Annotated in this window: 22 protein-coding genes; 19 read left to right on the forward strand and 3 right to left on the reverse strand. The window is 40.1% G+C overall.

The genetic code is table 11. From position 1 onward, the window contains the following. The 3 genes from NH454_RS11060 to rluF all read left to right on the forward strand — a co-directional run bounded on the left by NH454_RS11060 (position 1) and on the right by rluF (position 3,251). On the forward strand, positions 1–1,083 hold the full coding sequence (locus NH454_RS11060) for a DUF418 domain-containing protein (protein WP_253039084.1): 1,083 nt from the start codon (positions 1–3) through the stop codon (positions 1,081–1,083). 42 nt (positions 1,084–1,125) lie between these two features. Then, entirely contained in the window at positions 1,126–2,217 is a 1,092-nt protein-coding gene (locus tag NH454_RS11065) for an ABC transporter substrate-binding protein (protein ID WP_253039086.1), read from the forward strand. A gap of 89 nt (positions 2,218–2,306) precedes the next feature. Further along, complete coding sequence (gene rluF, locus NH454_RS11070) at positions 2,307–3,251, forward strand: 23S rRNA pseudouridine(2604) synthase RluF (RefSeq protein WP_253039088.1); 945 nt, start codon at positions 2,307–2,309, stop codon at positions 3,249–3,251. A 129-nt stretch (positions 3,252–3,380) separates the two neighbouring features. On the opposite strand, the gene NH454_RS11075 is transcribed toward rluF, so the two are convergent. Then, positions 3,381–6,452: an efflux RND transporter permease subunit gene (locus NH454_RS11075; RefSeq protein WP_135926367.1), complete on the reverse strand. Its 3,072-nt coding sequence runs from the start codon at positions 6,450–6,452 to the stop codon at positions 3,381–3,383. Further along, positions 6,452–7,537: an efflux RND transporter periplasmic adaptor subunit gene (locus tag NH454_RS11080; protein ID WP_135926368.1), complete on the reverse strand. Its 1,086-nt coding sequence runs from the start codon at positions 7,535–7,537 to the stop codon at positions 6,452–6,454. The genes NH454_RS11075 and NH454_RS11080 overlap by 1 nt, the downstream gene beginning before the upstream one ends. A gap of 119 nt (positions 7,538–7,656) precedes the next feature. On the opposite strand from NH454_RS11080, the gene NH454_RS11085 reads away from it, so the two are divergent. Continuing rightward, positions 7,657–8,568, forward strand: coding sequence for a LysR family transcriptional regulator (locus NH454_RS11085; RefSeq protein WP_253039090.1), 912 nt, complete (start codon positions 7,657–7,659; stop codon positions 8,566–8,568). Then, entirely contained in the window at positions 8,552–8,860 is a 309-nt protein-coding gene (locus NH454_RS11090) for an MGMT family protein (RefSeq protein ID WP_235383426.1), read from the forward strand. The genes NH454_RS11085 and NH454_RS11090 overlap by 17 nt, the downstream gene beginning before the upstream one ends. On the opposite strand, the gene NH454_RS11095 is transcribed toward NH454_RS11090, so the two are convergent. Beyond that, a complete protein-coding gene (locus NH454_RS11095; RefSeq protein ID WP_253039092.1) occupies positions 8,857–9,486 on the reverse strand; it encodes a hemolysin III family protein in 630 nt (209 codons plus the stop codon). The two genes, NH454_RS11090 and NH454_RS11095, sit on opposite strands and share 4 nt — an antisense overlap. A gap of 259 nt (positions 9,487–9,745) precedes the next feature. On the opposite strand from NH454_RS11095, the gene NH454_RS11100 reads away from it, so the two are divergent. The 14 genes from NH454_RS11100 to NH454_RS11165 all read left to right on the forward strand — a co-directional run bounded on the left by NH454_RS11100 (position 9,746) and on the right by NH454_RS11165 (position 20,477). Beyond that, a complete protein-coding gene (locus NH454_RS11100) occupies positions 9,746–10,024 on the forward strand; it encodes a hypothetical protein (RefSeq protein ID WP_135926372.1) in 279 nt (92 codons plus the stop codon). Positions 10,025–10,243: 219 nt separating this feature from the next. Further along, on the forward strand, positions 10,244–10,822 hold the full coding sequence (locus NH454_RS11105) for an LON peptidase substrate-binding domain-containing protein (RefSeq protein WP_253039093.1): 579 nt from the start codon (positions 10,244–10,246) through the stop codon (positions 10,820–10,822). Positions 10,823–10,884: 62 nt separating this feature from the next. Continuing rightward, complete coding sequence (locus NH454_RS11110; protein ID WP_135926374.1) at positions 10,885–11,508, forward strand: sigma-70 family RNA polymerase sigma factor; 624 nt, start codon at positions 10,885–10,887, stop codon at positions 11,506–11,508. Beyond that, a complete protein-coding gene (locus tag NH454_RS11115) occupies positions 11,501–12,151 on the forward strand; it encodes a ChrR family anti-sigma-E factor (RefSeq protein ID WP_253039094.1) in 651 nt (216 codons plus the stop codon). Before NH454_RS11110 ends, NH454_RS11115 begins: the two co-directional genes overlap by 8 nt. A gap of 10 nt (positions 12,152–12,161) precedes the next feature. Beyond that, positions 12,162–13,115: a DUF523 and DUF1722 domain-containing protein gene (locus NH454_RS11120; protein ID WP_135926376.1), complete on the forward strand. Its 954-nt coding sequence runs from the start codon at positions 12,162–12,164 to the stop codon at positions 13,113–13,115. Then, complete coding sequence (gene phrB / locus NH454_RS11125) at positions 13,115–14,506, forward strand: deoxyribodipyrimidine photo-lyase (RefSeq protein ID WP_253039095.1); 1,392 nt, start codon at positions 13,115–13,117, stop codon at positions 14,504–14,506. Before NH454_RS11120 ends, phrB begins: the two co-directional genes overlap by 1 nt. A gap of 1 nt (position 14,507) precedes the next feature. Further along, positions 14,508–14,954 carry a nuclear transport factor 2 family protein gene (locus NH454_RS11130; protein ID WP_135926378.1) on the forward strand — a complete coding sequence of 149 codons (447 nt, stop codon included), beginning with the start codon at positions 14,508–14,510 and terminating at the stop codon, positions 14,952–14,954. After that, a complete protein-coding gene (locus NH454_RS11135; RefSeq protein ID WP_135926379.1) occupies positions 14,954–15,664 on the forward strand; it encodes an SDR family NAD(P)-dependent oxidoreductase in 711 nt (236 codons plus the stop codon). Before NH454_RS11130 ends, NH454_RS11135 begins: the two co-directional genes overlap by 1 nt. Next, positions 15,661–16,917 (forward strand): FAD-dependent oxidoreductase, encoded by a 1,257-nt coding sequence (locus NH454_RS11140; protein ID WP_253039096.1) that lies wholly within the window; start codon positions 15,661–15,663, stop codon positions 16,915–16,917. The genes NH454_RS11135 and NH454_RS11140 overlap by 4 nt, the downstream gene beginning before the upstream one ends. Further along, on the forward strand, positions 16,910–17,650 hold the full coding sequence (locus NH454_RS11145) for a DUF1365 domain-containing protein (RefSeq protein ID WP_199527756.1): 741 nt from the start codon (positions 16,910–16,912) through the stop codon (positions 17,648–17,650). Before NH454_RS11140 ends, NH454_RS11145 begins: the two co-directional genes overlap by 8 nt. 13 nt (positions 17,651–17,663) lie before the next feature. Beyond that, entirely contained in the window at positions 17,664–18,926 is a 1,263-nt protein-coding gene (locus tag NH454_RS11150) for a cyclopropane-fatty-acyl-phospholipid synthase family protein (protein WP_138557712.1), read from the forward strand. Beyond that, positions 18,904–19,398 carry a DUF2878 domain-containing protein gene (locus NH454_RS11155; protein ID WP_138557711.1) on the forward strand — a complete coding sequence of 165 codons (495 nt, stop codon included), beginning with the start codon at positions 18,904–18,906 and terminating at the stop codon, positions 19,396–19,398. Before NH454_RS11150 ends, NH454_RS11155 begins: the two co-directional genes overlap by 23 nt. A 55-nt stretch (positions 19,399–19,453) precedes the next feature. Further along, on the forward strand, positions 19,454–19,951 hold the full coding sequence (locus NH454_RS11160) for a chalcone isomerase family protein (protein WP_235383434.1): 498 nt from the start codon (positions 19,454–19,456) through the stop codon (positions 19,949–19,951). Continuing rightward, the gene (locus tag NH454_RS11165) at positions 19,944–20,477 is read left to right on the forward strand and encodes a DUF3833 domain-containing protein (RefSeq protein ID WP_253039097.1); all 534 of its coding nucleotides are present in this window, start codon (positions 19,944–19,946) and stop codon (positions 20,475–20,477) included. The genes NH454_RS11160 and NH454_RS11165 overlap by 8 nt, the downstream gene beginning before the upstream one ends. The last annotated feature ends 190 nt before the right edge of the window (positions 20,478–20,667 follow it).

Genomic DNA, 20,667 nt, shown 5'->3' on the forward strand with positions numbered 1-20,667 from the left:
ATGCGCAATATAAATATGGATGTTTTACGAGGTATTGCGGTGCTAGGTTTGATGTTTATGAACATCTATACCTTTGCTATGTTTGAGTATGATTATACCCCAAGCTCATCGCCACCAATTTCTGATACCGTCATAAACATCATTAATGTGTTATTTATTGATGGACGTTTTAGAAGCCTTTTTTGCCTATTATTTGGTGCCTCATTGGTTATTCAATGGCAGCTTTGGCAAAGTATAGATAAACAACACAATCGCTTAAAAGTGCTTGCTTATATTGGCCTTGCTCACGGCTTTTTGCTTTGGGCCGGCGATATTTTGTTTATTTATGCCTGTGCTGGTTGGTTAACCCTTAAATTTAGCCAGCAAGATAACGAAAAAATACTGCGTATGGGCATGTTGTTTTTACTTCTCGGTGCCTTTATTTCATTTTTACTTGCCTTTGTCGAACCTGAATTAACGCCTTTAACGCGAAGCTCAGACGCGTTTTTGATGGCTTATGATGCGGCTTATTCTTCCTACTTTGCTGGATTTGTCAGTAACGTATTAATGTTTACTGTGATGCTTATTGCAGTGCCGCTGATCACTATGTGGATGGCCGCAGGGCTAATGCTAGTGGGCGTTTATCTATATAAACAAGGGGTTTTTGTTGACGGCTTAACGAAAGCTCAGCTTAACATGATTGTTCCAGCGGCTATTGGTTTAACAGTCGTAAGGTTGATGATAGACCCTAACAGTAGTGTATTTATGTACGCGATTGTCGAGCCTATAAATTGGCTAGCAGCTTTAGCTATGGCCATTTGCTATTGCCATATCATTGTAAAAATAGTTAAAAATAAATCCAGTAAATGGTTACTGCTACAGCAGGCTGGACGCATGTCATTGACTTTATATCTGATGCAAACAGTAATATTTATACTGTTTTTTAAAGTTGCATTCTCAAGCGCTGCACTTAATTTCGATCGAATAGATTATTGGTTGGTTATTGCGGGTGTGCTTGTTTTTCAATTGGTATTTTGTAAAGCCTATAGCCAGTACTTTAAACATGGTCCGTGTGAATTAATCTGGCGAAAATTGTCGAGATAATGTCTCGTATACTACAATAAAAGAAAACAAAACGGAGTGGTTATGCGGACTTGCTGGTTAGTTTTAACATTGCTTTGCTGTTCACCACTTTATGCAGGCGATCAGTTTTCTGTGTTGCTCGTTAATCCATCAGTTAAAACCGACATATTTTGGCAAAAAGTGAGTGATATCATGCACGTGGCTGCCGAGCAAAATAATGTCAATCTCACGACCATTTACGGCGGTGGTAATCGTCATATTCAATTAGCTGAATTAAAACAGTACCTACAATATAACCCCAAGCCAGATTACGCTATCTTGATCAATTACCCAGGTGGTGCTGAGCAGTCAATGACTCTACTTGAGCAGCACAAAGTTAACTTTATAACACTGGAAGAAACTATTGTCGGCGTTGAGCGAGATGAAGTTGGTAAGCCTCGCCAGCGCTTTAAATACTGGTTAGGAGAGGTTTTTCACGATAACTTTAAAGCGGGAGAGCAACTTGGCAAAGCTTTGCTTAATGAGGCAATAGCTACAAAGCAAACGCCGCATTTTGTTGCGATTAATGGTCATTATGGCTCCGAATCAGATACCCGCAGTGATGGCCTTGTTCATTACTTACGTAAACAAGATGTCGAGCTTGAGCAAGTTGTTTATGCCAACTGGAGCAAGCAAGAGGCAGTGCATAAAGTAAGTCGTTTATTACAACGATATCCAGATACTAATGTAATTTGGTGCGCTTCTGATTTAATGGCACAAGGTGCACTTGAAGCAGTAAAAGAAAAAGCAGAGAAAGCCTATTTTATTGGTGGTATAGATTGGCTTGATGAAAATTTAGACTTGATTGAACAGCAAAAACTCACGGCCAGTGTTGGCGGGCATTTTATGATGGGGGCGTGGGCATTAATAAGCTTAGTCGATCATAAAAATGGTAATCCTTATTGGCAAAACCATAATGCGATTAAGTTTCAACTTGGGGTCATTACACAGCACAACATAAAAAGTTATGGCTGGCTTAGAAATATTAAAGACTGGTCGGTTATCCCCTTTGAAACCTTTTTACTGCAAAACACTAAAAGTAGCGAGTACGCGTTCGATTTTGATACCCTGCATAATTTATTGAGTGAAAAGCCTAAAAATGCAGCGCTGCACTAAAAGTGCTGCGAAAGAGCCTAGATTCTACCTAGCTTGGCAAAGGCTTCTGGTATAAACTAGCGGCTTTAAAATCCAGACAGAAGTATGCCATGACAGAGTTAAAGCGATTAAATAAATTTATCAGTGAAACAGGTTTTTGTTCACGCCGTGAGGCAGATAAATATATTGAAGAAGGTCGTGTAACTGTTAACGGCAACTTGCCTGAAATGGGCGTAAAAGTCAGCAATGATGATGACGTTCTGATTGATGGTCAGCCATTAAAAGCAAAACCTAAACGAGTTTATATCGCCTATAACAAACCTGTTGGTATTACTTGTACAACTGAGCGAAAAATTCAAAGTAACATTGTTAAAGCGGTTAACTACCCAGAGCGTATTTTCCCAATCGGACGCTTAGATAGGCCTTCAGAAGGCTTGATTTTTTTAACCAACGAAGGAGACATCGTTAATAAAATCCTGCGTGCTGGTAATAATCATGAAAAAGAATACGTAGTGACAGTTGATAAACCGCTAAACCGCCAGTTTGTTAACAAGATGGCAAACGGTATTCCTATTCTTGATACTGTTACTAAAAAGTGTAAGGTAAAACAAACTGGCCCACAGCAATTTACCATTGTGTTAACACAAGGCTTAAACCGCCAAATTCGCCGCATGTGTGAGTATTTAGGTTATGAAGTGGTGACTCTTAAACGCACACGTATCATGAACGTTACCCTAAAAGGGTTAAAAGTAGGGCAGTGGCGTCATTTAACCGAGCAAGAAATGGCAGAGATCAATAACTCAATTGCCGACTCAGGTAAAACAGAAGAGCGCTCAATTGATGAAAATAAACAGCCAACCCAAGCCCGTGCCAAGCAAAAACCACGTAATGAAGAAGAAAAAAAGCGCGATTTTTCTAAATACGTGAAAAAAGCACGCAACGATGCCAAACAAGGTCAATCAAGAGCAAAGGCTGGCAATTCGCACTCAGCAAAACCAAATCAAACGAAACGTAGCAGCACCAAACGCACAGGTACATTAAGCCTGAAAAAGTAAGCTTGAGCTTTTAAAATGTAGTGTTTGAATAGCTTTTTATGCTGTGGCGGTTTTAGTTACCAGTCATTCTAATAAAGAAAAAGCCCTAACAGTTTGCTGTTAGGGCTTTTGGTTGAGAGTCAATCTGTATTAATTAGCGTGACGCTGTTTAGGTACTTTGATCTTAAACAGCATGGTATAAAGCACAGGCACAACAATCAGGGTCAGCACTGTGGCAAAACCAAGGCCAAACATAATGGTTACCGCCATTGACTGGAAGAACACGTCAAATAGCAGTGGGATCATGCCTAAAATGGTGGTAATCGCAGCCATCGCTACAGGGCGAACACGGCTTACACCAGAGTCAAACACTGCTTTATAAGGGTCTTTCCCGCTATCGAGTTCAAGGTTAATTTGATCAACTAATACAATGCCGTTTTTGATGAGCATGCCGCTTAAACTAAGTAAGCCAAGCAGTGCCATAAAGCTAAATGCTGCATTCATTAGTAATAAACCTGCCGATACACCAATGATTGCTAACGGCACCGTCGCCCATATTACCAATGGTTGCTTAACAGAGTTAAACAGCAGTACTGTGATTGCGAACATGGCTAAATAACCAAGTGGCAATGAACCGAAAATGGCTTTTTGTGCTTTGCTTGACGACTCAAACTCGCCGCCCCATTGCAGTTCATAGCCATTAGGAAGTTTAATGGCTTCTATATCTTTGCGAACACGTGCAAAGAGCTTTGCTGGTGTTTCATCACCAATAACATCGTGGTCGGCCATCACTGTGATAGTACGCTTACGATCACGTCGCATGATCAAGCTGTCTTCCCACTCAACCACAAAGTCATCAACCACTTGTGTAACGGGTACAAACACACCTAACACAGGGCTGTATATTTGTAAGTCACGCAGGCTTTCAACGTTTAAGCGCTCTTCTGCAGGCGAGCGGGCAATAATGGGCAGCATTTGCGTGCCATCTTTATAAACACCCACTTGCTTACCTGATAAGCTGGTTAACAGCAGCTGATCGAGGTCAGATTTGGCAATCCCTAAGCGACGGGCTTTTTGCTCGTTAAACTGAGGACGAATTAACTTAGAGCGTGCTCGCCAATCGTCACGAATGTTAAATGCTCCTGCATCTTGATGCAGAATGTCTTTTGCCTCTTTTGCTAACTGGCGAAGTACCACGGGATCAGCACCAGAAAAACGCGCTTCGATTTTTGCATCAGTTGATGGGCCAATTTCCATACGTTTAACTTTAAGCTGAGCATCAAGTACATGCTCGTGTTGGTAATCACGTACTTTTTTGATCATAGTGGTGACGGCTTCACGGTCTTTTACACGAATAATCAATTGCCCATAAGCTGGGTATGATTTTTCAGGTGCGTAAGTCAGCATAAAGCGAGGCGCACCTTGGCCGACTGTCGTTGTTACTTCTTCTACAAGAGGGTCTGCTTGTAAGAATTTTTCAAGTTTTGCGACGCCATCCATTGTGGTATGAATATCAGCACCTTGTGTATGCCAATAATCAACATAAAACATTGGTGTATTTGATGCTGGGAAAAACGACTGCTTGATAAATTTAAAACCAAACACAGCACTCACTAGCATGATAACCATTAGTAACAATGTGGTTTTACGATAACGCATTGCCGCATGTAACACGCCTTTATAGACATTAAAAATAACACCTTGATAAGGGTCTTCATCATGATGTGGCTGTTTTTCAGTTGCTTGTTTAAACATTAAATCAGCAAAAAATGGCGTTAGGGTGATAGCTGTGATCCAGCTTAATAATAATGAAATAAACAACACCCAGAACAAGCTGCCAGCAAATTCACCACTGGCATCTGAACTCAAACCAATTGGCGCAAATGCCGTAATAGCGATAACCGTCGCACCGAGTAACGGCCACTTGGTTTGATCAACTATGTTAGTTGCAGCTTGCAGTTTTGTTTGTCCGCGCTTGAGGTTTATCAATATACCTTCGGTTACTACAATGGCATTATCAACCAGCATACCTAAGGCAATAATCAGGGCGCCTAATGAGATACGTTGTAAATCTATGGCAAACAATTTCATGAAAATAAAAGTGCCTAATACGGTAAGCAGAAGTATTACACCAATCAATACTCCACTTTTAAAGCCCATAAAAACTAAAAGTACAATAATAACAATGGCAACCGCTTCAAGCAGGCTGATAATAAAGCCACTTACTGACTTCTCAACTTCGGCTGGCTGGTTATAAACGCTGTTGATTTCCATACCATGCGGTCGCTGGTATTCGAGTGACGCTAGATGGGCATCAATATTTGCCCCTACATCAACGACGTTTACGCCTGTGCTAAATGACACACCTACCAGTAATGCTTGCTGTTGGTTATAGCGAATAATATTGTTTGGTACTTCAGCGTATTCACGAAATACCTTAGCAACATCACCTAAATAAATAAGTTCATTTTCACCTGGCTTTGAAATAAGAAGATTTTCAAGCTCTTTAACGTCTTTAAATTCACCAGTTGGGTGTAAGCGAATTGACTCATCGCCGACGCGCACCTTACCTGCGTTCGACACACTATTTTGAGTTTGTAAAAGTTGATAAATGCGGTTGGGTGAAATACCTAGCTGGGCAAGTTTACGGGTTGAAATTTCAACCATAACCTGTGCTTGTTGCTCGCCACCAACAGTTACTTTACTAACGCCATCAACCAACACAAGCTCACGTTTTAAATAATCAACGTAATCTTTCAGTTCATCGTAAGAGTAACCATCGCCAGTTACCGCGTACATCACACCGTATACATCACCAAAGTCATCCATAATTTTACTCGGATAAACCCCAGATGGCATTGAGGCTGCTTGGTCGTTGATTTTACGACGCAGTTCGTCCCATATTTGGCGTAAGTCTTGTTTACGATAATTGCTTTTCATCTCGACGGTAATTTGCGATTTACCCGGTGATGAAATACTGGTTACGTAATCAACATACGGCAGTTGTTGAATCGCATTCTCTATGGGAAAGGTAACTTCTTCTTCAACCTGTTGTGGCGACGCACCTGGATACAGGGTGATCACCATGGCTTTTTTTAAGGTGAATTCAGGGTCTTCAAGTTGTCCTAGGCCAAAGTAAGCCACTGTTCCGCCAATAAGCAAAAACAGCGCAAACATCCAACTTACCACTTTCCTTTCGATAGCAAGTGCAGCAAAGCTCATTATAAGCCTCGCTCTTTTTGCCAAGGACGAACTTTCATGCCTTCTTCTAAAAAGTTAACCCCTGCAGCGACTATTTTTTGTCCTGCTTTGATACCCGATAATACTTCAATACTATCACGATGTAGCTGTCCTACTTCTACAGCTTGCTTATGGACAAGGCCACTTTCTTCGTCATAAATCCATACATAACTATTGTTACTTTCAGGCTCGGTTGGCTCAGAGAAAACAGCTTCTACAGGTAATAATGTATAGGGTGATTGTGAGTTGGTGATCTTGCTTAAATCAATATCAACGCGGCCAGTCATACCTTCAAGTAGATTAAAATCTTTAGGAACCGGTAAAGAAAATACCACTTTATAGGTTAGGGTGATTGGATCTGCTTGAGTATCAAATTCTTTCACAGACAGTTTATAAGATTTGTTAGGATAGCCATCAAAGACAACATCAGGTTGATATTCAACATCTTTATCGATGCGTGCAATGAGTTTTTCTGGGACTTGAATAACAACATCCATTAAATCACGGGTTTCAAGTCGTAAAATATTCTGCTTGGCTTGAATGTTCTCAAAGTTTTTCACAAACACCTTTGCTACAGTGCCTGCAAATGGGGCACGTAGTTCACTGTTATCTAAATTCGTTTTAGCTATCTTTAATGCTGATTCTGCTACTTGCTTGTTAGCAAGGGCTTGGTCTAACTCAGATTGACTGGCGATTGAACGGTCAAAAAGCTTTTGTACACGTTCAAGTTGAGATTCTGCGAGTTCAAAACGCGCTTTGCGCTCATCATATTGTAGTTGAAAGTCTTCAGGGTCGAGTTTGGCAAGCAGTTGTCCTTTTTCAACATGCTGACCGGCAAGCGCTGGGAACTCAAGTAACTCACCATTCACTCTAAATGCGAGATATGAACCTTGGTTAGCAACAACTTCAGCTGGAAAACTACGTATAGTTTCATCTGAAAGATTACTTATAGTGAATAATTTTACCGGGCGCACAACTGGCTCAACCTCAGTATTAGATGCCTGCTCAGAACATGCCGCAAGCATCAAAATTAGGCTCGTAGTTATCGCAACGAATGCCAATTTCATTGTCTTCTCCATAGATATGATGCATAAATTAGCTGCAGGATACGCTGCAAACATATAAAATAAAAATTATTAAATTTTAGAAACATCATTAATTTTATTTATATAGTGGTTTTTATATCATGAACCTAAATCAACTCGTTATTTTAGATGCAATTGTACAGAGTGCTAGTTTGAGCCAAGCCGCTATAAAACTTCATAAAACCCAACCTGCACTAACACTGGCGATAAAAAAACTCGAATCTGAGCTGGGGTTTGAGCTTTTAGACCGTAGCCAGTATCGCTTACATCTTACTGAAAAAGGCCGTATTTTTTATCGTGAGGCACGTCAGTTACTTAACGCAAACAGTGAACTGAGCTCGCTTGCTAAAGAGTTGGCGCTAGGAAATGAAGCTAATTATAAAATTTGCTACGAGCAACTTTGCCACCAACCTAGTTACAATCAAGTCATAAGTGAAACCTTCCAACGTTTTGCTAGTACTGAGTTTAGTATTTCTTCAGGTAAACGCTTTGTATCCCTTGAACAAGTAAACAGTCATAAAGCGGATTTAGGGATTGGGCCTTGGTTTGACCTCTTCCATGCAACAGGGGATCTTGAAAGTTTGCCTATAGGTAAATTTGATATCGGTATAGTCAGCGCACCTAATGTGGTACCTAGTAAAATTAGCTTTGCTGATATTCAAAATTACCCATGCTTGGCTATGTTTGAGAGTGACTTGAGTTTCGATAGTGATAGGTTGTCTTATACATTGGGCTCTGCATTAATGAAAATTGACGATATAACCAGTGTAAAGTCGTTTTTACTGTCTGGTGCGGGTTGGGCGATGATTAGTTTGCAACATTGCCAAGCTGAGATTGAAGCCGGTTTGTTGCAGCAAATAAAAATTACTGACCGTGAACACCAGTTTGGCGCTGAAATACGTGTTTTTAGGCAGCACTCTGTACATCATGGCCCTGTTGCGAGAGCTATTTGGCAAGATTTTAGCGAAGTCAGCAAACAGTATTTGGAGTCTAGTCGTGCAGCAGGCAACTAAAGAAGATTTAATTTATACCATTATTTGCGCCATTCCAGCAGGAAAAGTAGCCAGTTATGGGCAAGTTGCAAAGCTTGCAGGTTATCCTAATAACGCAAGGTTAGTAGGGCGGTTATTGAAAGTGATGCCTGAAGGTTCACGTATTCCGTGGCATCGAGTAGTAAATAGCCAAGGCAAAATATCGTTTCCAGAGGGTAGCAATAAACATCTTGAGCAACGACAAAAACTACTCAGTGAAGGCGTTACCTTTAACAAGGCCAAAATTAATATGCGCTTGCATCAGTGGCACTAATAAACATACAAACTAATTGATAAGTAGTGGCAAACACAGCCAACCAGCACAAATACATGCCAAATTGCATGGCTGTAATGGCGAGTTTTAGCACTGTAAAACACAGTGCCTAAACTGTAAGCAATCCCACCTGCTAGCAGCCACCATAAAGCGCTTAAATCAAGGTTTAAATAAAGTGGGTAAACAAGCGCTAATGCAAACCAACCCATTAATAAATAGGTAGCGAGTGAGACCTTTTTATTGGTGTTTTTGACTAGTAATTTATACGCAACGCCGCCAAGTGCTAAAGACCAAATAAACACCAAAGCTGCAATTGACCATGCCCCTGATAACGAAATAACCAAATAAGGCGTGTAAGTACCCGCAATAAGCAAGTAAATAGCACAGTGGTCACATTTTTTATAAATGGCCCGTATACGCTCCTTGGTGCTTGCGTGATACAAAGTAGAAGCTAAAAATAATACTAGTAGGCTTGCTCCATAGACGATGGCACTTACCGTAGCTGATATAACGTTAGATTGTGATATTAAATCCCACAGCACATATACCGCAAACAGGACTCCTAGGCCATGAGTGAGCACGTTAAGTTGTTCTTCTTGGCGTGAGTAGGGGAGTTGTTCTGTCATATCTATCTACTAAAAATGAGTGATTAAAACAGTTTAAGTGTACAAGTGTACGCTGAAGTTGGCAATGCTTATTTTTTCACTAATTGTTGGTCAAAACATTTAAATTTGTTGGTTTTATTAACCAACCCTGAATGCGGTTGAAAATTTAATTTATTTTTTAAATGGTTTAAAATCAATAACTTAAGATTTATTTTCAGGGTGGCACAACCTTTGATTAAGTAATTACGACTAATTACTTAAAGAGACAAGGAATACCACTATGAATAACTCACTTAAATTAACTACTGCTGCGTTACTTGTATTTGCGTCAACTCAAGCAAGTGCTACTGACTTTGAATTAGATATCAGCAACACAATTACACAATCTGTTAAAAGCTATGTTCAACAAGCAAGTAACGAATTGAAACAAAGCGTAATGAACAGCATTGAGTTTGATGCTCAAAAGTTACTAGATACATACATGAGTGAAGATGCAATTGCTTCGAAAGAAGAAGAGTTAAAAGTTGCTCAAGCTCCTAAAGCAACAAACAAGCAGTAAGGAAACAAGACAATGAGTAGTGAAATCAGCTTATTTTTACTTATGGTTGCACCGGTTTTGAGTTTACTCAGTGCATATGCATCAATCGAATTATTTCGTAACGTTGCGCAATGGTTCAACTTCTAAAGTACAATTAGAGATTAAGATTTCATGAAATATTGATCGGCGGATAGAAAGCGCACGTAATTAAAGGCATGTGGTTTTTGAATAGTAGACTTTATGAAGCGTGCGATTTTTCCTTTACCGGTTTTTATTTTACCTGAAGGGTTCACCAAGCTAAGAATCTTTGAGCAACGTTATTTAACAATGGTCAAAGAAGCTGTGCAAGATAATACAGGTTTTGTGCTTTGCACTTACCAACACGACACAGATCTTAACTTGCCCGAGATAGGTTGTTTAATGCAAATAACCGATTTCAATCAAGATGATAATGGCCAACTATTAATTGATGTTTATGCTGAACAAGCGGTTTCTATTCACAACGCTAGTCAGGATAAGCAGCAGCTACGCCATGCTGACATCGAAATAATTACGTCACCTTCGTGGTATGTAAGCACGCCAATTAATGACAAAAATACCTTACTAAGCGACACACTTCGTGCTGTGTTTGCAAATCAACCTGACTTAGCGGGTCTATATAAAACTCCACAATTTGATAACCTTGCTTGGGTCGCTGCTCGTTGGCTAGAGATCCTGCCTATATCGTTAGTTAAAAAACAACAACTTGCTTATAAATCTAGCTTTGAAAACTTGCTAAGTTTCCTCCATACTCTAATTAACAACGAATTTACTGATTAATGTGATCTAACACCAACTTTTTGGCGTATTAGTACAAACGACAATAATTGGATGACATAAAGATGGTAAGTCAACAACTTCAAACAGGTTGTAAACCTAACACAGGTCAATACTCTGCCATGCCAGATACACCAAGCAAAGAGCTTGCTGATGCATTATTTGCTGTTGCTACGCACCGTGATAAACGTGCGTTTGCAATACTTTTCCAATATTTCTCACCAAAAATTAAACGTTTTGGGATAAAGCAATTCGGCTCTGAAGCACAAGCAATGGAATTAGTTCAAGAAACGTTAACCTCAGTTTGGCGTAAAGCACATCTTTACCATAAAGAGAAAGGGGCGGCGACGACATGGGTTTATACCGTGATGCGTAACGCGTCTTTCGATATGCTCAGAAAAATGAAGAGCAGTAAAGAAGAGTGTATCAGTGAAGATATTTGGCCTCTAATTGATGAAGCCCAGCCGGGTCAACACGAATTTAGTGACCACTTAGAAGATAAACAAATTAAACAATACCTTGATAAATTACCACTTGCACAACGTGAAGTCGTGCGTGGCGTTTACTTTCAAGATATGTCGCAAGAGCAACTTGCTGAACATTTAAATATTCCCGTAGGCACAGTGAAGTCCCGTCTTCGCTTAGCCTTGCAGAAGTTACGCAATGAAATGGGAGATCACCATGATTAAGCACCATCCTAGCAACGAATTACTTGCCAAGTTCAGTGAAGGTAATTTACCAGCCACTTTGAGTGTTGCAGTCGCTATTCATGTTGAAATGTGTCCTGTATGCCAAAAAGAGTTAGCCGCGCTTGAGGCAAAAAATGCAGACAACATATTTATCGAATCTGCTAATGATATGGATGATATGTTCGATAAAACTCTTTTTGATGCCATCATAGCTGACGAGTCAATCGATGAGGTATACGAGCAAGCACAGGTATCGGTTGATGTTAAAGATAAAACCTACACATTACCTAGAGCACTTACGCGTATTGGTCACAGTAACTTTATGCAAATAGGTAAACTTGCCCGCTCTCGAATTGATTTAGACGACGGCCCATTACGAGCAAGTCTACTGCACATTGATGCGGGTGGTGAAATACCTGAGCACACACATACGGGGTTTGAGCTAACTTTATTATTAGACGGTGAGTTTAGTGATGAAGACGGACACTATGTACCAGGTGACTTTATGATGTTAGATGGTCGCCACAATCACACGCCAAAAACAATTGAAGGGTGCTTGTGCTTTACAGTTGTTAGTAGTGCCCTACACTTCAATAAAGGTATTAGTAAATTACTAAATCCAATTGGTAATCTAATCTATTAGTAGAGTTTATATGCAGCAATCGACAATTAAAATTGGTTTAAGCGCCTGTTTAGCAGGCGACAAAGTTCGCTTTGACAGTGGACACAAAAAATCTAATTTTTGCATGGATGAGTTGGCTAACCATGTTGAGTATAAAAAGTTTTGCCCTGAAGTAGCTGTAGGGTTGCCAATCCCTAGACCAACGATTCGCCAAGTGCGAGTTGGCGACACCATTAAAGTGTGCCGTCCTGATGGTACTGGCGATGTTGGCCCTAAACTAACAGAATATGGTAAACGAGTGGCAACAGAGCAAACCGCTGAGTTAAGCGGCTTTGTGTTTTGTGCCAAAAGCCCTAGTTGCGGTATGGAACGTATTAAAATCTACAACGAAGCGGGTACAGGTAACACCTCAGAAGGTGTCGGCTTTTTTGCAGAGCAAATAATGGCACACAATCCATTGTTGCCTTGTGAAGAAAACGGCCGTTTAAACGATATGCATCTTCGCGAAAACTTTGTTATGCGCGTTTATACCTACAAGCATTGGCAAACACTATGTGAGCAGCCACTCACAGTTCATAGATTGACCCAGTTTCATGCTCAATATAAGTATTTATTGATGGCACATAATTACGAAGCTTACCGTAGTTTAGGGAATTTACTGGGCACCTTTGATGGTGAAGATATCCAAGCCTTGGCAGATGAATATATTCTAGGGTTAATGACAGCCCTCAAAAAACCAGCTTCTCGCAAAAACAATGCAAATACCTTGATGCATTTACAGGGTTATTTCAAAAAGTCACTTTCTAAAATAGAAAAGCAAGAACTAAGAGATGCAATCGACGAATACCGTAAAGGTCTTGTACCACTTTATGTTCCACTGACATTAATTAAGCATCATTTAAAAGTTCACCCAAATGAATACTTGGCGAAACAAGTTTATCTAGACCCCTATCCGAACGAATTAAAACTACGCTACGGAATTTAATGAACACTTTATTTTGGTTTAGGCGCGATTTGCGCCTTTTTAATAACGATGCACTATATCAGGCAATCGAAAATGGTTGCCAAGATGCAGTTTTTTTTATTACTGAAAAGCAATGGCAAAAACATGATGTGGCAACTATACAGCTTGATTTACTAAAGCGTAGGCTTGGCTTTTTAGGTGAGCTTTTAGCCAGTAAAGGTATTAAATTACATGTCATTGATGCGGTTGATTACGATGGGTGCGTTGAAAAATTAGCGTCATTTTGTGAGCAACATCAGGTAAAAAATGTATACGCTAACAACGAATATGAGCTTAACGAAGTAAACCGTGATAAAGCGTTTTTACAGCATGCTGACAGTAAAAACATTGCTTTTTATGCATACGACGGCGATGTAATTGCGCCGCCGGGAAGCATCAAAAATCAAAGTGGTGAAATGTTCAAAGTATTTACGCCATTTAAAAATGCATGGCTTAAAACTTATCAAGACACCCACTTTTATTTTGCTGAGCCGCCTAAGATGTTCGAGGCCATTGAATGGCAGCCAAATGAGTTATTAGACTCAGACGGCTGCTCAGAAAAATGGCCTGTTGATGATGATACCCTCAGCCACGTTTGCGCGCGCTTTATTGAAGAAAAGCTAGCAACCTATCAAGACCAGCGTGATATCCCAAGCATTAAAGGCACTTCGGGATTAAGCCCATATTTAGCCTTGGGTATTGTTAGCGTTCAGCAATTATTGGCACTTATTCAGCAGCGCCATCCTGATGTACTACGTAGCAGCAAAAGTAACTTGTTTTGTTGGGTTAACGAGTTGATTTGGCGTGAGTTTTACCGTCACCTTATCGCTATTTATCCAAACCTAAGTAAATACGCTAACTTCAATGATAAATACAACGCTGTGAAATGGCGTGATGATGAGAGCGACTTTAAAGCGTGGTGCGAAGGTAAAACAGGCTACCCACTAGTTGATGCTGCAATGAGGCAGTTACTGCAAACTGGTTGGATGCATAATCGTTTGCGCATGGTGGTCGCAAGCTTTTTAACTAAGCACTTATTAATTGATTGGCGTAAAGGCGAGCGCTTTTTTATGCAGCACCTTATAGACGGCGACCTTGCCTCTAACAACGGTGGCTGGCAATGGGCTGCAAGTACGGGATGTGATGCTCAGCCGTATTTTCGAATTTTCAATCCAATCACCCAAAGTGAGCGATTTGATCCAGATGGTGAATTTATCCGTAAATATCTACCAGAGTTGGAAAAAATACCTGCAAAGCAAATCCATTTTCCGCATGACTATTTAGCGAAACAGGGTAAGTCGAGCAGTTATTGGCCAGCAATTGTTGATCATAAAGCCGCGCGAGAGCGAGCGCTAAACGCATTTAAGGTGTGACATGGACAAGGCGATCCTTGATAGATTTATTGATGTTTATCAAACACTCAATAAAGACAATTTACAGCTACTGGATGAAATCTATCATCCAGATATTCACTTTGCAGATCCCTTGCATGCGGTAAATGGTCTTGGGGAGCTACGTGAGTATTTCAAAAACCTCTATGCTAACGTTATATCTTGCGAATTTGTTATTGAAGACAGCTATGTTACTGAAAATACTCAGAGCAAAGATGATACCGCGTTCATCTACTGGACCATGCAATACCGTCATCCTAAGCTCAATAAAGGGCAAGCAATCTCAGTTGCAGGCCATAGCCGTTTAAAGTTTGCTGGTGATAAAATAATTAACCATCGCGATTATTTTGACGTAGGCGCTATGCTATACAGGCATATCCCTGTACTTGGCTCGGCTGTTAAATTTATTGATAAAAGGGCGAGTGCATAATGACAACATTAATTACAGGCGCAACTTCCGGTATTGGCGAGTCATTAGCAAAGCTATACGCAGACAATAATGAGCATGTGATTGCATGTGGCAGGAATACAGAAAAGCTTGCTAAATTGAGCCAACATCAAAACATTGAGTCTTGCCAATTTGATGCAACAGACCTTCAGGATATACGTTCGAGCACAGTCGCCTATACACAATTCGATCGTGTCATTCTAAATGCAGGCAATTGTGAATATATTGATGATGCTCGTAATTTTGATAGCAGTTTGTTCGAACGTGTGATCACCACTAATCTACTCAGTATGGGCTATTGCCTTGAGGCATTACTACCAAAGATAAAACCCGGTGGTCAGCTGGTGATTGTAAGCTCTAGTGTGACCTACTTACCGCTACCGCGCAGCCAGGCTTATGGCGCGTCTAAAGCCGGTGTAAGTTATTTAGCTAATAGCTTAGCGGTTGATTTAAAAGATGTTGATGTGACTTTAGTTCACCCTGGTTTTGTTAAAACGCCGCTGACTGATAAAAACGACTTTCCAATGCCAATGGCGGTGAGTGCTGAAAAAGCGGCAAATTATATTTATAAAGGGGTCGCGAAAAGGCGCAAAGAAGTGCACTTTCCGCACCGTTTTACCTTCATTTTGAAATTTTTAAGAATGCTTCCTACGCCACTTTGGCTGAAGCTAGCAAAAGGATTATCACGTTGAAAAAAGTGGCTGTTATTGGATCTGGCATAGCGGGTTTAAGCTGTGCGCACCTATTGCATAAGCACTACGATGTAACCGTATTTGAGAAAAACGACTACATAGGTGGCCATACTGCAACCATTGACGTAAAGGTTGATGGCGTTGAATACGCTGTAGACACAGGTTTTATTGTATTTAACGACCGCACTTACCCATATTTTGAAAAATTACTTAAGCGTTTGGGTGTCGAGCGTCAGAAAACTCAAATGAGTTTTAGTGTGCATAACGAGCAAACGGGCTTTGAGTATAACGGTCATACATTTTGGAGCTTGTTCGCTCAAAAGCGTAATATCTTTCGTCCTAAGTTTTGGAAACTCTTAAAAGACATAGTGCGCTTCAATGAAGTGTGTAAATCATTGCATGCACAACAAAACTACAAGGCCAATCAAACATTAGGCGAGTTTTTGGATGAGCATGACTTTAACGAGTTCTTTCGATTCCATTATATTTTGCCGATGGGCGCTGCTATTTGGTCAACCAGTATTAAAGAAATGGCACAAGTTGGCGTAGAGTTTTTTGTTAAGTTCTTTTATAACCACGGTTTGCTGGATATCACTAATCGTCCGCAGTGGTATGTTATTCCGGGGGGCTCTCGCGAATACATTAAACCCATGATCAAAGGCTTCGCTGATAAAATTCGTTTAAATAGCAATATCAGCTCGGTATCTCGAAAAGATGACAGTGTTCACGTTCATTTTGATGATGGTCATAGCGAAATATTCGACAAAGTGGTGTTTGCTTGCCATTCTGATCAGGCTTTAAAGTTATTACTTGACCCAAGTGAAGACGAAAAGAATGTACTTTCAGCCATTCCTTATACTGCTAATTCAGTGGTTTTACATACTGACACAGCGTTGTTGCCAAAACGCAAGGCAGCTTGGGCTAGCTGGAACTATTTGTTGAATAACAACACAGACAAAGCGGCTGTTGTGACTTATCAAATGAATATTCTGCAAGGTATTCAAAGCGACACGCAATTTTGTGTAACCCTTAACCACCTTGACGGTATCAATAAAGATAAAATTTTACGCGAGTTTACCTACCACCATCCGGTATTTAATAAAGAATCGATTGCCGCACAGCAGCAAAAGTCATTAATCGACGGCAAAAATAATAGCTATTTCTGTGGCGCTTATTGGTATAACGGCTTTCATGAAGATGGTGTAAGAAGTGCGGTCAACGTGGCAAAGCAGCTTGGGGTTGAATTTGAATAGCGCCATTTATGTCGGTGACGTAAGACACCGACGTTTCGCAGTTAAAAAACATCATTTCAAATACCCACTTTACATGATGTGGGTCGATTTAGCTCAGCCTGAAGAACTTAATAACATTCACCCATGGCTGGGCTGTTCAGGCTTTAAACCTCTAAAGTTTAAACAAAGCGATTATTTTAATTTTCAGACAAACATGCAGCTATCAGTACAGCAACGTGCGCTCGCCAAGATAGCTGAATTAGGTGTAAAGCAAACCTTTACTAAAGTGTATATGCTTGGGCAACTTCGTTGTATGGGAATATATTTCAGTCCTGTTAACTTTTTTTTCTACCAAAGTAATGATGGTAATTTCACGCATATGCTTGCTGAAGTAAGTAATACTCCGTGGAATGAACGTCATTATTATGTCGTGCCGCTCGAAAAAAAAGTGAACTTTAAAAAGGTTTTTTCCGTATCACCTTTCATGAACTTAGATATGAACTATTATTGGCATATCAGAATGAATCCTGATAACACCATGATTCATATTGAAAATAAAAAAGACGACACACTCTTGTTTGACGCAACGCTACGTTTGCAAAAGCATCCACTCAATAAAGAGAGGATGAGTGCGGTGCTCAAGCAGTTTCCAGCAATGACGTTGAGTATATTCAAAGGTATTTATATTCACGCGCTGAAACTATTTTGTAAACGTGTGCCATTTATTGGTCATTCGGGCAAACAAGAGAATTAAACTAGGTGATGTGATGGAAAAAGTATCAAATTTGACTGAGACTCAAGCAACAGGTTGGGTGGCAAAACTATACAAAAAATTAGTAATAGGTGCATTTAATAGCATCAAAATTGGCCGCATTACTTTAATTGAAGGAAATGACCGTACACAATTTGGTGATACAGCCAGTGATATACACGCCACTGTTACAGTTAACGATGCGGCTATGTACAAATTGTTTGCATTGTCAGGAAGCGTTGGGGCAGGTGAAGCCTACATTCTAGGTTTCTGGGATTGTGATAACCTTACTAAATTAATTGAAATATTTGCCTTAAACCAAGACGAGCTTGATGCTTTTGAGAAAAAATTCGCTTTTTTTAGTGGTATAGCTCATCGCTTAAATCATTTTAGAAATCGAAATTCAGCTCAAGGCTCTAAGAAAAATATCGCAGCGCATTATGATTTAGGTAACGACCTTTATAGTGCGTTTTTAAGTGATGAAATGTTGTATTCATGTGCCGTGTACCCTTCAAAACAAGCCACTCTTGAACAAGCCCAAGATCACAAACTGGCATTAATTTGTGAGCAAGTTGATTTACAGCCAGGTGACTCAGTAATTGAGATTGGCACAGGGTGGGGCGCCTTTGCGATTTACGCGGCAACGCATTTTGACTGCCATGTAACGACTACAACTATTTCAGATGAGCAATATGCCTATGTTGAAGAAAAAGTTAAAGAGCTAAATCTTGAGCATAAAATTACCTTATTAAAGCAGGATTACCGTCTCTTAGAGGGCAAATACGACAAGCTCGTGTCTATTGAAATGATTGAAGCTGTTGGGCATGAGTATTTACCAGGCTTTTTTGCCAAATGTCACTCTTTGTTGAAAGACAGCGGCGCAATGCTGATCCAAGCCATTACCATTGCTGATCAACGTTATAGTCATTACCTGAAAAACTCTGACTTCATTCAGCAGTATATCTTCCCGGGTGGTTGTCTACCTTGCTTAGACGAAATGAATAAGCAAATTAAACAGCAAACTGACATGGTGGTTCATAGTGTAAAAGATATTGGTGTTCACTATGCAAGAACATTGGCTGATTGGCGAGAGCGCTTTGTTGCCAGCTGGCCTGAAATTGATAAAGTTAAGTTTGATCAGCGCTTTTATCGTTTATGGTTGTTTTACCTAGCCTATTGTGAAGGTGCATTTAGAACTCGTGCAATAAGCACTGTGCACCTCGTAGCCCGTAAACCGCGATTTGGACACTCTGACGATGGCATTGCGCTCGATTATTAATTTCGTGTTGTTTCAAGGAGTATGGTTTAGTGCCTTACTCCTTGAGCGCGATGCGGTAATCCCTGCCTCTTTTATTATTTGTTTAATGCTTTTTTTATCAGAGCAACGCAAGCAAGACATACTGCTTTTAGCATGTGGTCTACCAATTGCGCTGGGCTATGAATGGCTTGCAAGTGGTTTTGAGCTAATTAATTATAAAGTATCTCCATTGCCTCTATGGCTCGCTTTTCTTTGGGCTGCACTATTACTAACCATTAATACGTCTATGCAGTTTTTGCAAAAGCTTCCTTGGTATTTCGCTTGGTTGGTTTGTTTAGCCTTTGCTCCGGCTAGCTATTATGCAGGTATACGATTTGGCGTATTAAGCACGGATCTGACTGTTGTAAGTTTTTGGCTGTATTACGGTTTAGGCTGGGCAACGATGTTTGTATGCATTATTACCTTTAATAAGCGTTTTTTAGCCGCTAAATGATCAGTTAGTGATGGTTTTACGTAACATTGCATAACTAGTTTTTTAGGATAAGACGATGAAACAGTGTATGACTATAGCGGCATTTATGTGCTCATTGTTTATGGCAGATGTTGCTGCAAATGGTTTTAAAACCGTTGGCCAAGCTAAAATGGAGTATTTATTTTGGGATGTTTATAACGCCAAACTTGAGACTCCCAACGGCACTTACACATTCGGTCAACACCCTAGTAAATTAACACTTACCTATTTGCGTGATTTTAAAGCCAAAGACATTGTTAAAGCCACTAACGAGCAATGGCAGCATTTAGGCTTAGATGAAATGGTAGGGGCTTACGACAAACAGCTGTTGGACTTATGGCCCGATATTTCTAAAAACGATTCATTAACGTTTCAAACAAATGAGCAGGCAATAGGGACCTTTTACTTTAATGGCAAGGCACTTGGACAGATAAATGATGACAAGTTTGCCGATAACTTTTTAGCAATCTGGCTAAGCGCAGAGACTTCTGAGCCATCACTACGCAAACAGCTTATTGGAGGGAAACATGATTAAACTCAAAGCAATCCTTATTTTAGCTATGGTAATGTTAATTACCAGCTGCTCTGCGCCCGATGTTGATTATTATCGAGGTACAGAACCTGAATTTAACTTTAAGCAGTTTTTTAGTGGTGAGCTAAAAGCCTATGGGGTAGTACAGGACCACAAAGGCGAATTAACTCGTAAGCTGGTAGTCGACATGCAAGCAAGCTGGGATGGCAACAAAGGCGTGATTGACGAGCAATTTGTTTATGATGACGGTGAAACGCAAACACGTGTTTGGTACATCACCATTAATGATGATGGCAGTATAATAGGTACAGCGTCAGATGTTATTGGCGAAGCAGAAGGTGAAAGTAATGGCAGTGTGTTCCATTGGACATATTCTGTCGAGCTTCCATATGATGATAGTACTTTAGTGGTAAATTTTGATGATTGGATGTACTTGGTAACACAATCACGCTTGATAAACCGCACTGCTATTGATAAGTTTGGCATCGAGGTCGGGGAAGTAACCTTAGTTATCGAGAAAATCGAGTAATCGTTTAATTACCAGAAAACTTCGCGATGTTGGTTAAATTAAGTCTTTATTAATATTAACGTCGCTAACCTCGTTTTTGATAGTTAAATAGTAGTCATTTTTGAACAAATTACGTAAAAATAGCAATTTGCTGTTGCTAACTTCTCAAAAATGCATAAAGATAGGTTTTGCGAAGGCAAAATAATAACGA

It is taken from the genome of Pseudoalteromonas sp. Ps84H-4 (assembly GCF_024124645.1).
Classification (GTDB): domain Bacteria; phylum Pseudomonadota; class Gammaproteobacteria; order Enterobacterales; family Alteromonadaceae; genus Pseudoalteromonas; species Pseudoalteromonas lipolytica_C.

Bases quoted from the DNA above. Each gene is read 5' to 3' on its own strand.
- NH454_RS11060 (WP_253039084.1), top strand. From the start codon at position 1: ATGCGCAATATAAATATGGATGTTTTACGAGGTATTGCGGTGCTAGGT.
- NH454_RS11065 (WP_253039086.1), top strand. From the start codon at position 1,126: ATGCGGACTTGCTGGTTAGTTTTAACATTGCTTTGCTGTTCACCACTT.
- rluF (WP_253039088.1), top strand. From the start codon at position 2,307: ATGACAGAGTTAAAGCGATTAAATAAATTTATCAGTGAAACAGGTTTT.
- NH454_RS11075 (WP_135926367.1), bottom strand. From the start codon at position 6,452: ATGAGCTTTGCTGCACTTGCTATCGAAAGGAAAGTGGTAAGTTGGATG.
- NH454_RS11080 (WP_135926368.1), bottom strand. From the start codon at position 7,537: ATGAAATTGGCATTCGTTGCGATAACTACGAGCCTAATTTTGATGCTT.
- NH454_RS11085 (WP_253039090.1), top strand. From the start codon at position 7,657: ATGAACCTAAATCAACTCGTTATTTTAGATGCAATTGTACAGAGTGCT.
- NH454_RS11095 (WP_253039092.1), bottom strand. From the start codon at position 9,486: ATGACAGAACAACTCCCCTACTCACGCCAAGAAGAACAACTTAACGTG.
- NH454_RS11100 (WP_135926372.1), top strand. From the start codon at position 9,746: ATGAATAACTCACTTAAATTAACTACTGCTGCGTTACTTGTATTTGCG.
- NH454_RS11105 (WP_253039093.1), top strand. From the start codon at position 10,244: ATGAAGCGTGCGATTTTTCCTTTACCGGTTTTTATTTTACCTGAAGGG.
- NH454_RS11110 (WP_135926374.1), top strand. From the start codon at position 10,885: ATGGTAAGTCAACAACTTCAAACAGGTTGTAAACCTAACACAGGTCAA.
- NH454_RS11115 (WP_253039094.1), top strand. From the start codon at position 11,501: ATGATTAAGCACCATCCTAGCAACGAATTACTTGCCAAGTTCAGTGAA.
- NH454_RS11120 (WP_135926376.1), top strand. From the start codon at position 12,162: ATGCAGCAATCGACAATTAAAATTGGTTTAAGCGCCTGTTTAGCAGGC.
- phrB (WP_253039095.1), top strand. From the start codon at position 13,115: ATGAACACTTTATTTTGGTTTAGGCGCGATTTGCGCCTTTTTAATAAC.
- NH454_RS11130 (WP_135926378.1), top strand. From the start codon at position 14,508: ATGGACAAGGCGATCCTTGATAGATTTATTGATGTTTATCAAACACTC.
- NH454_RS11135 (WP_135926379.1), top strand. From the start codon at position 14,954: ATGACAACATTAATTACAGGCGCAACTTCCGGTATTGGCGAGTCATTA.
- NH454_RS11150 (WP_138557712.1), top strand. From the start codon at position 17,664: ATGGAAAAAGTATCAAATTTGACTGAGACTCAAGCAACAGGTTGGGTG.
- NH454_RS11155 (WP_138557711.1), top strand. From the start codon at position 18,904: ATGGCATTGCGCTCGATTATTAATTTCGTGTTGTTTCAAGGAGTATGG.
- NH454_RS11160 (WP_235383434.1), top strand. From the start codon at position 19,454: ATGAAACAGTGTATGACTATAGCGGCATTTATGTGCTCATTGTTTATG.
- NH454_RS11165 (WP_253039097.1), top strand. From the start codon at position 19,944: ATGATTAAACTCAAAGCAATCCTTATTTTAGCTATGGTAATGTTAATT.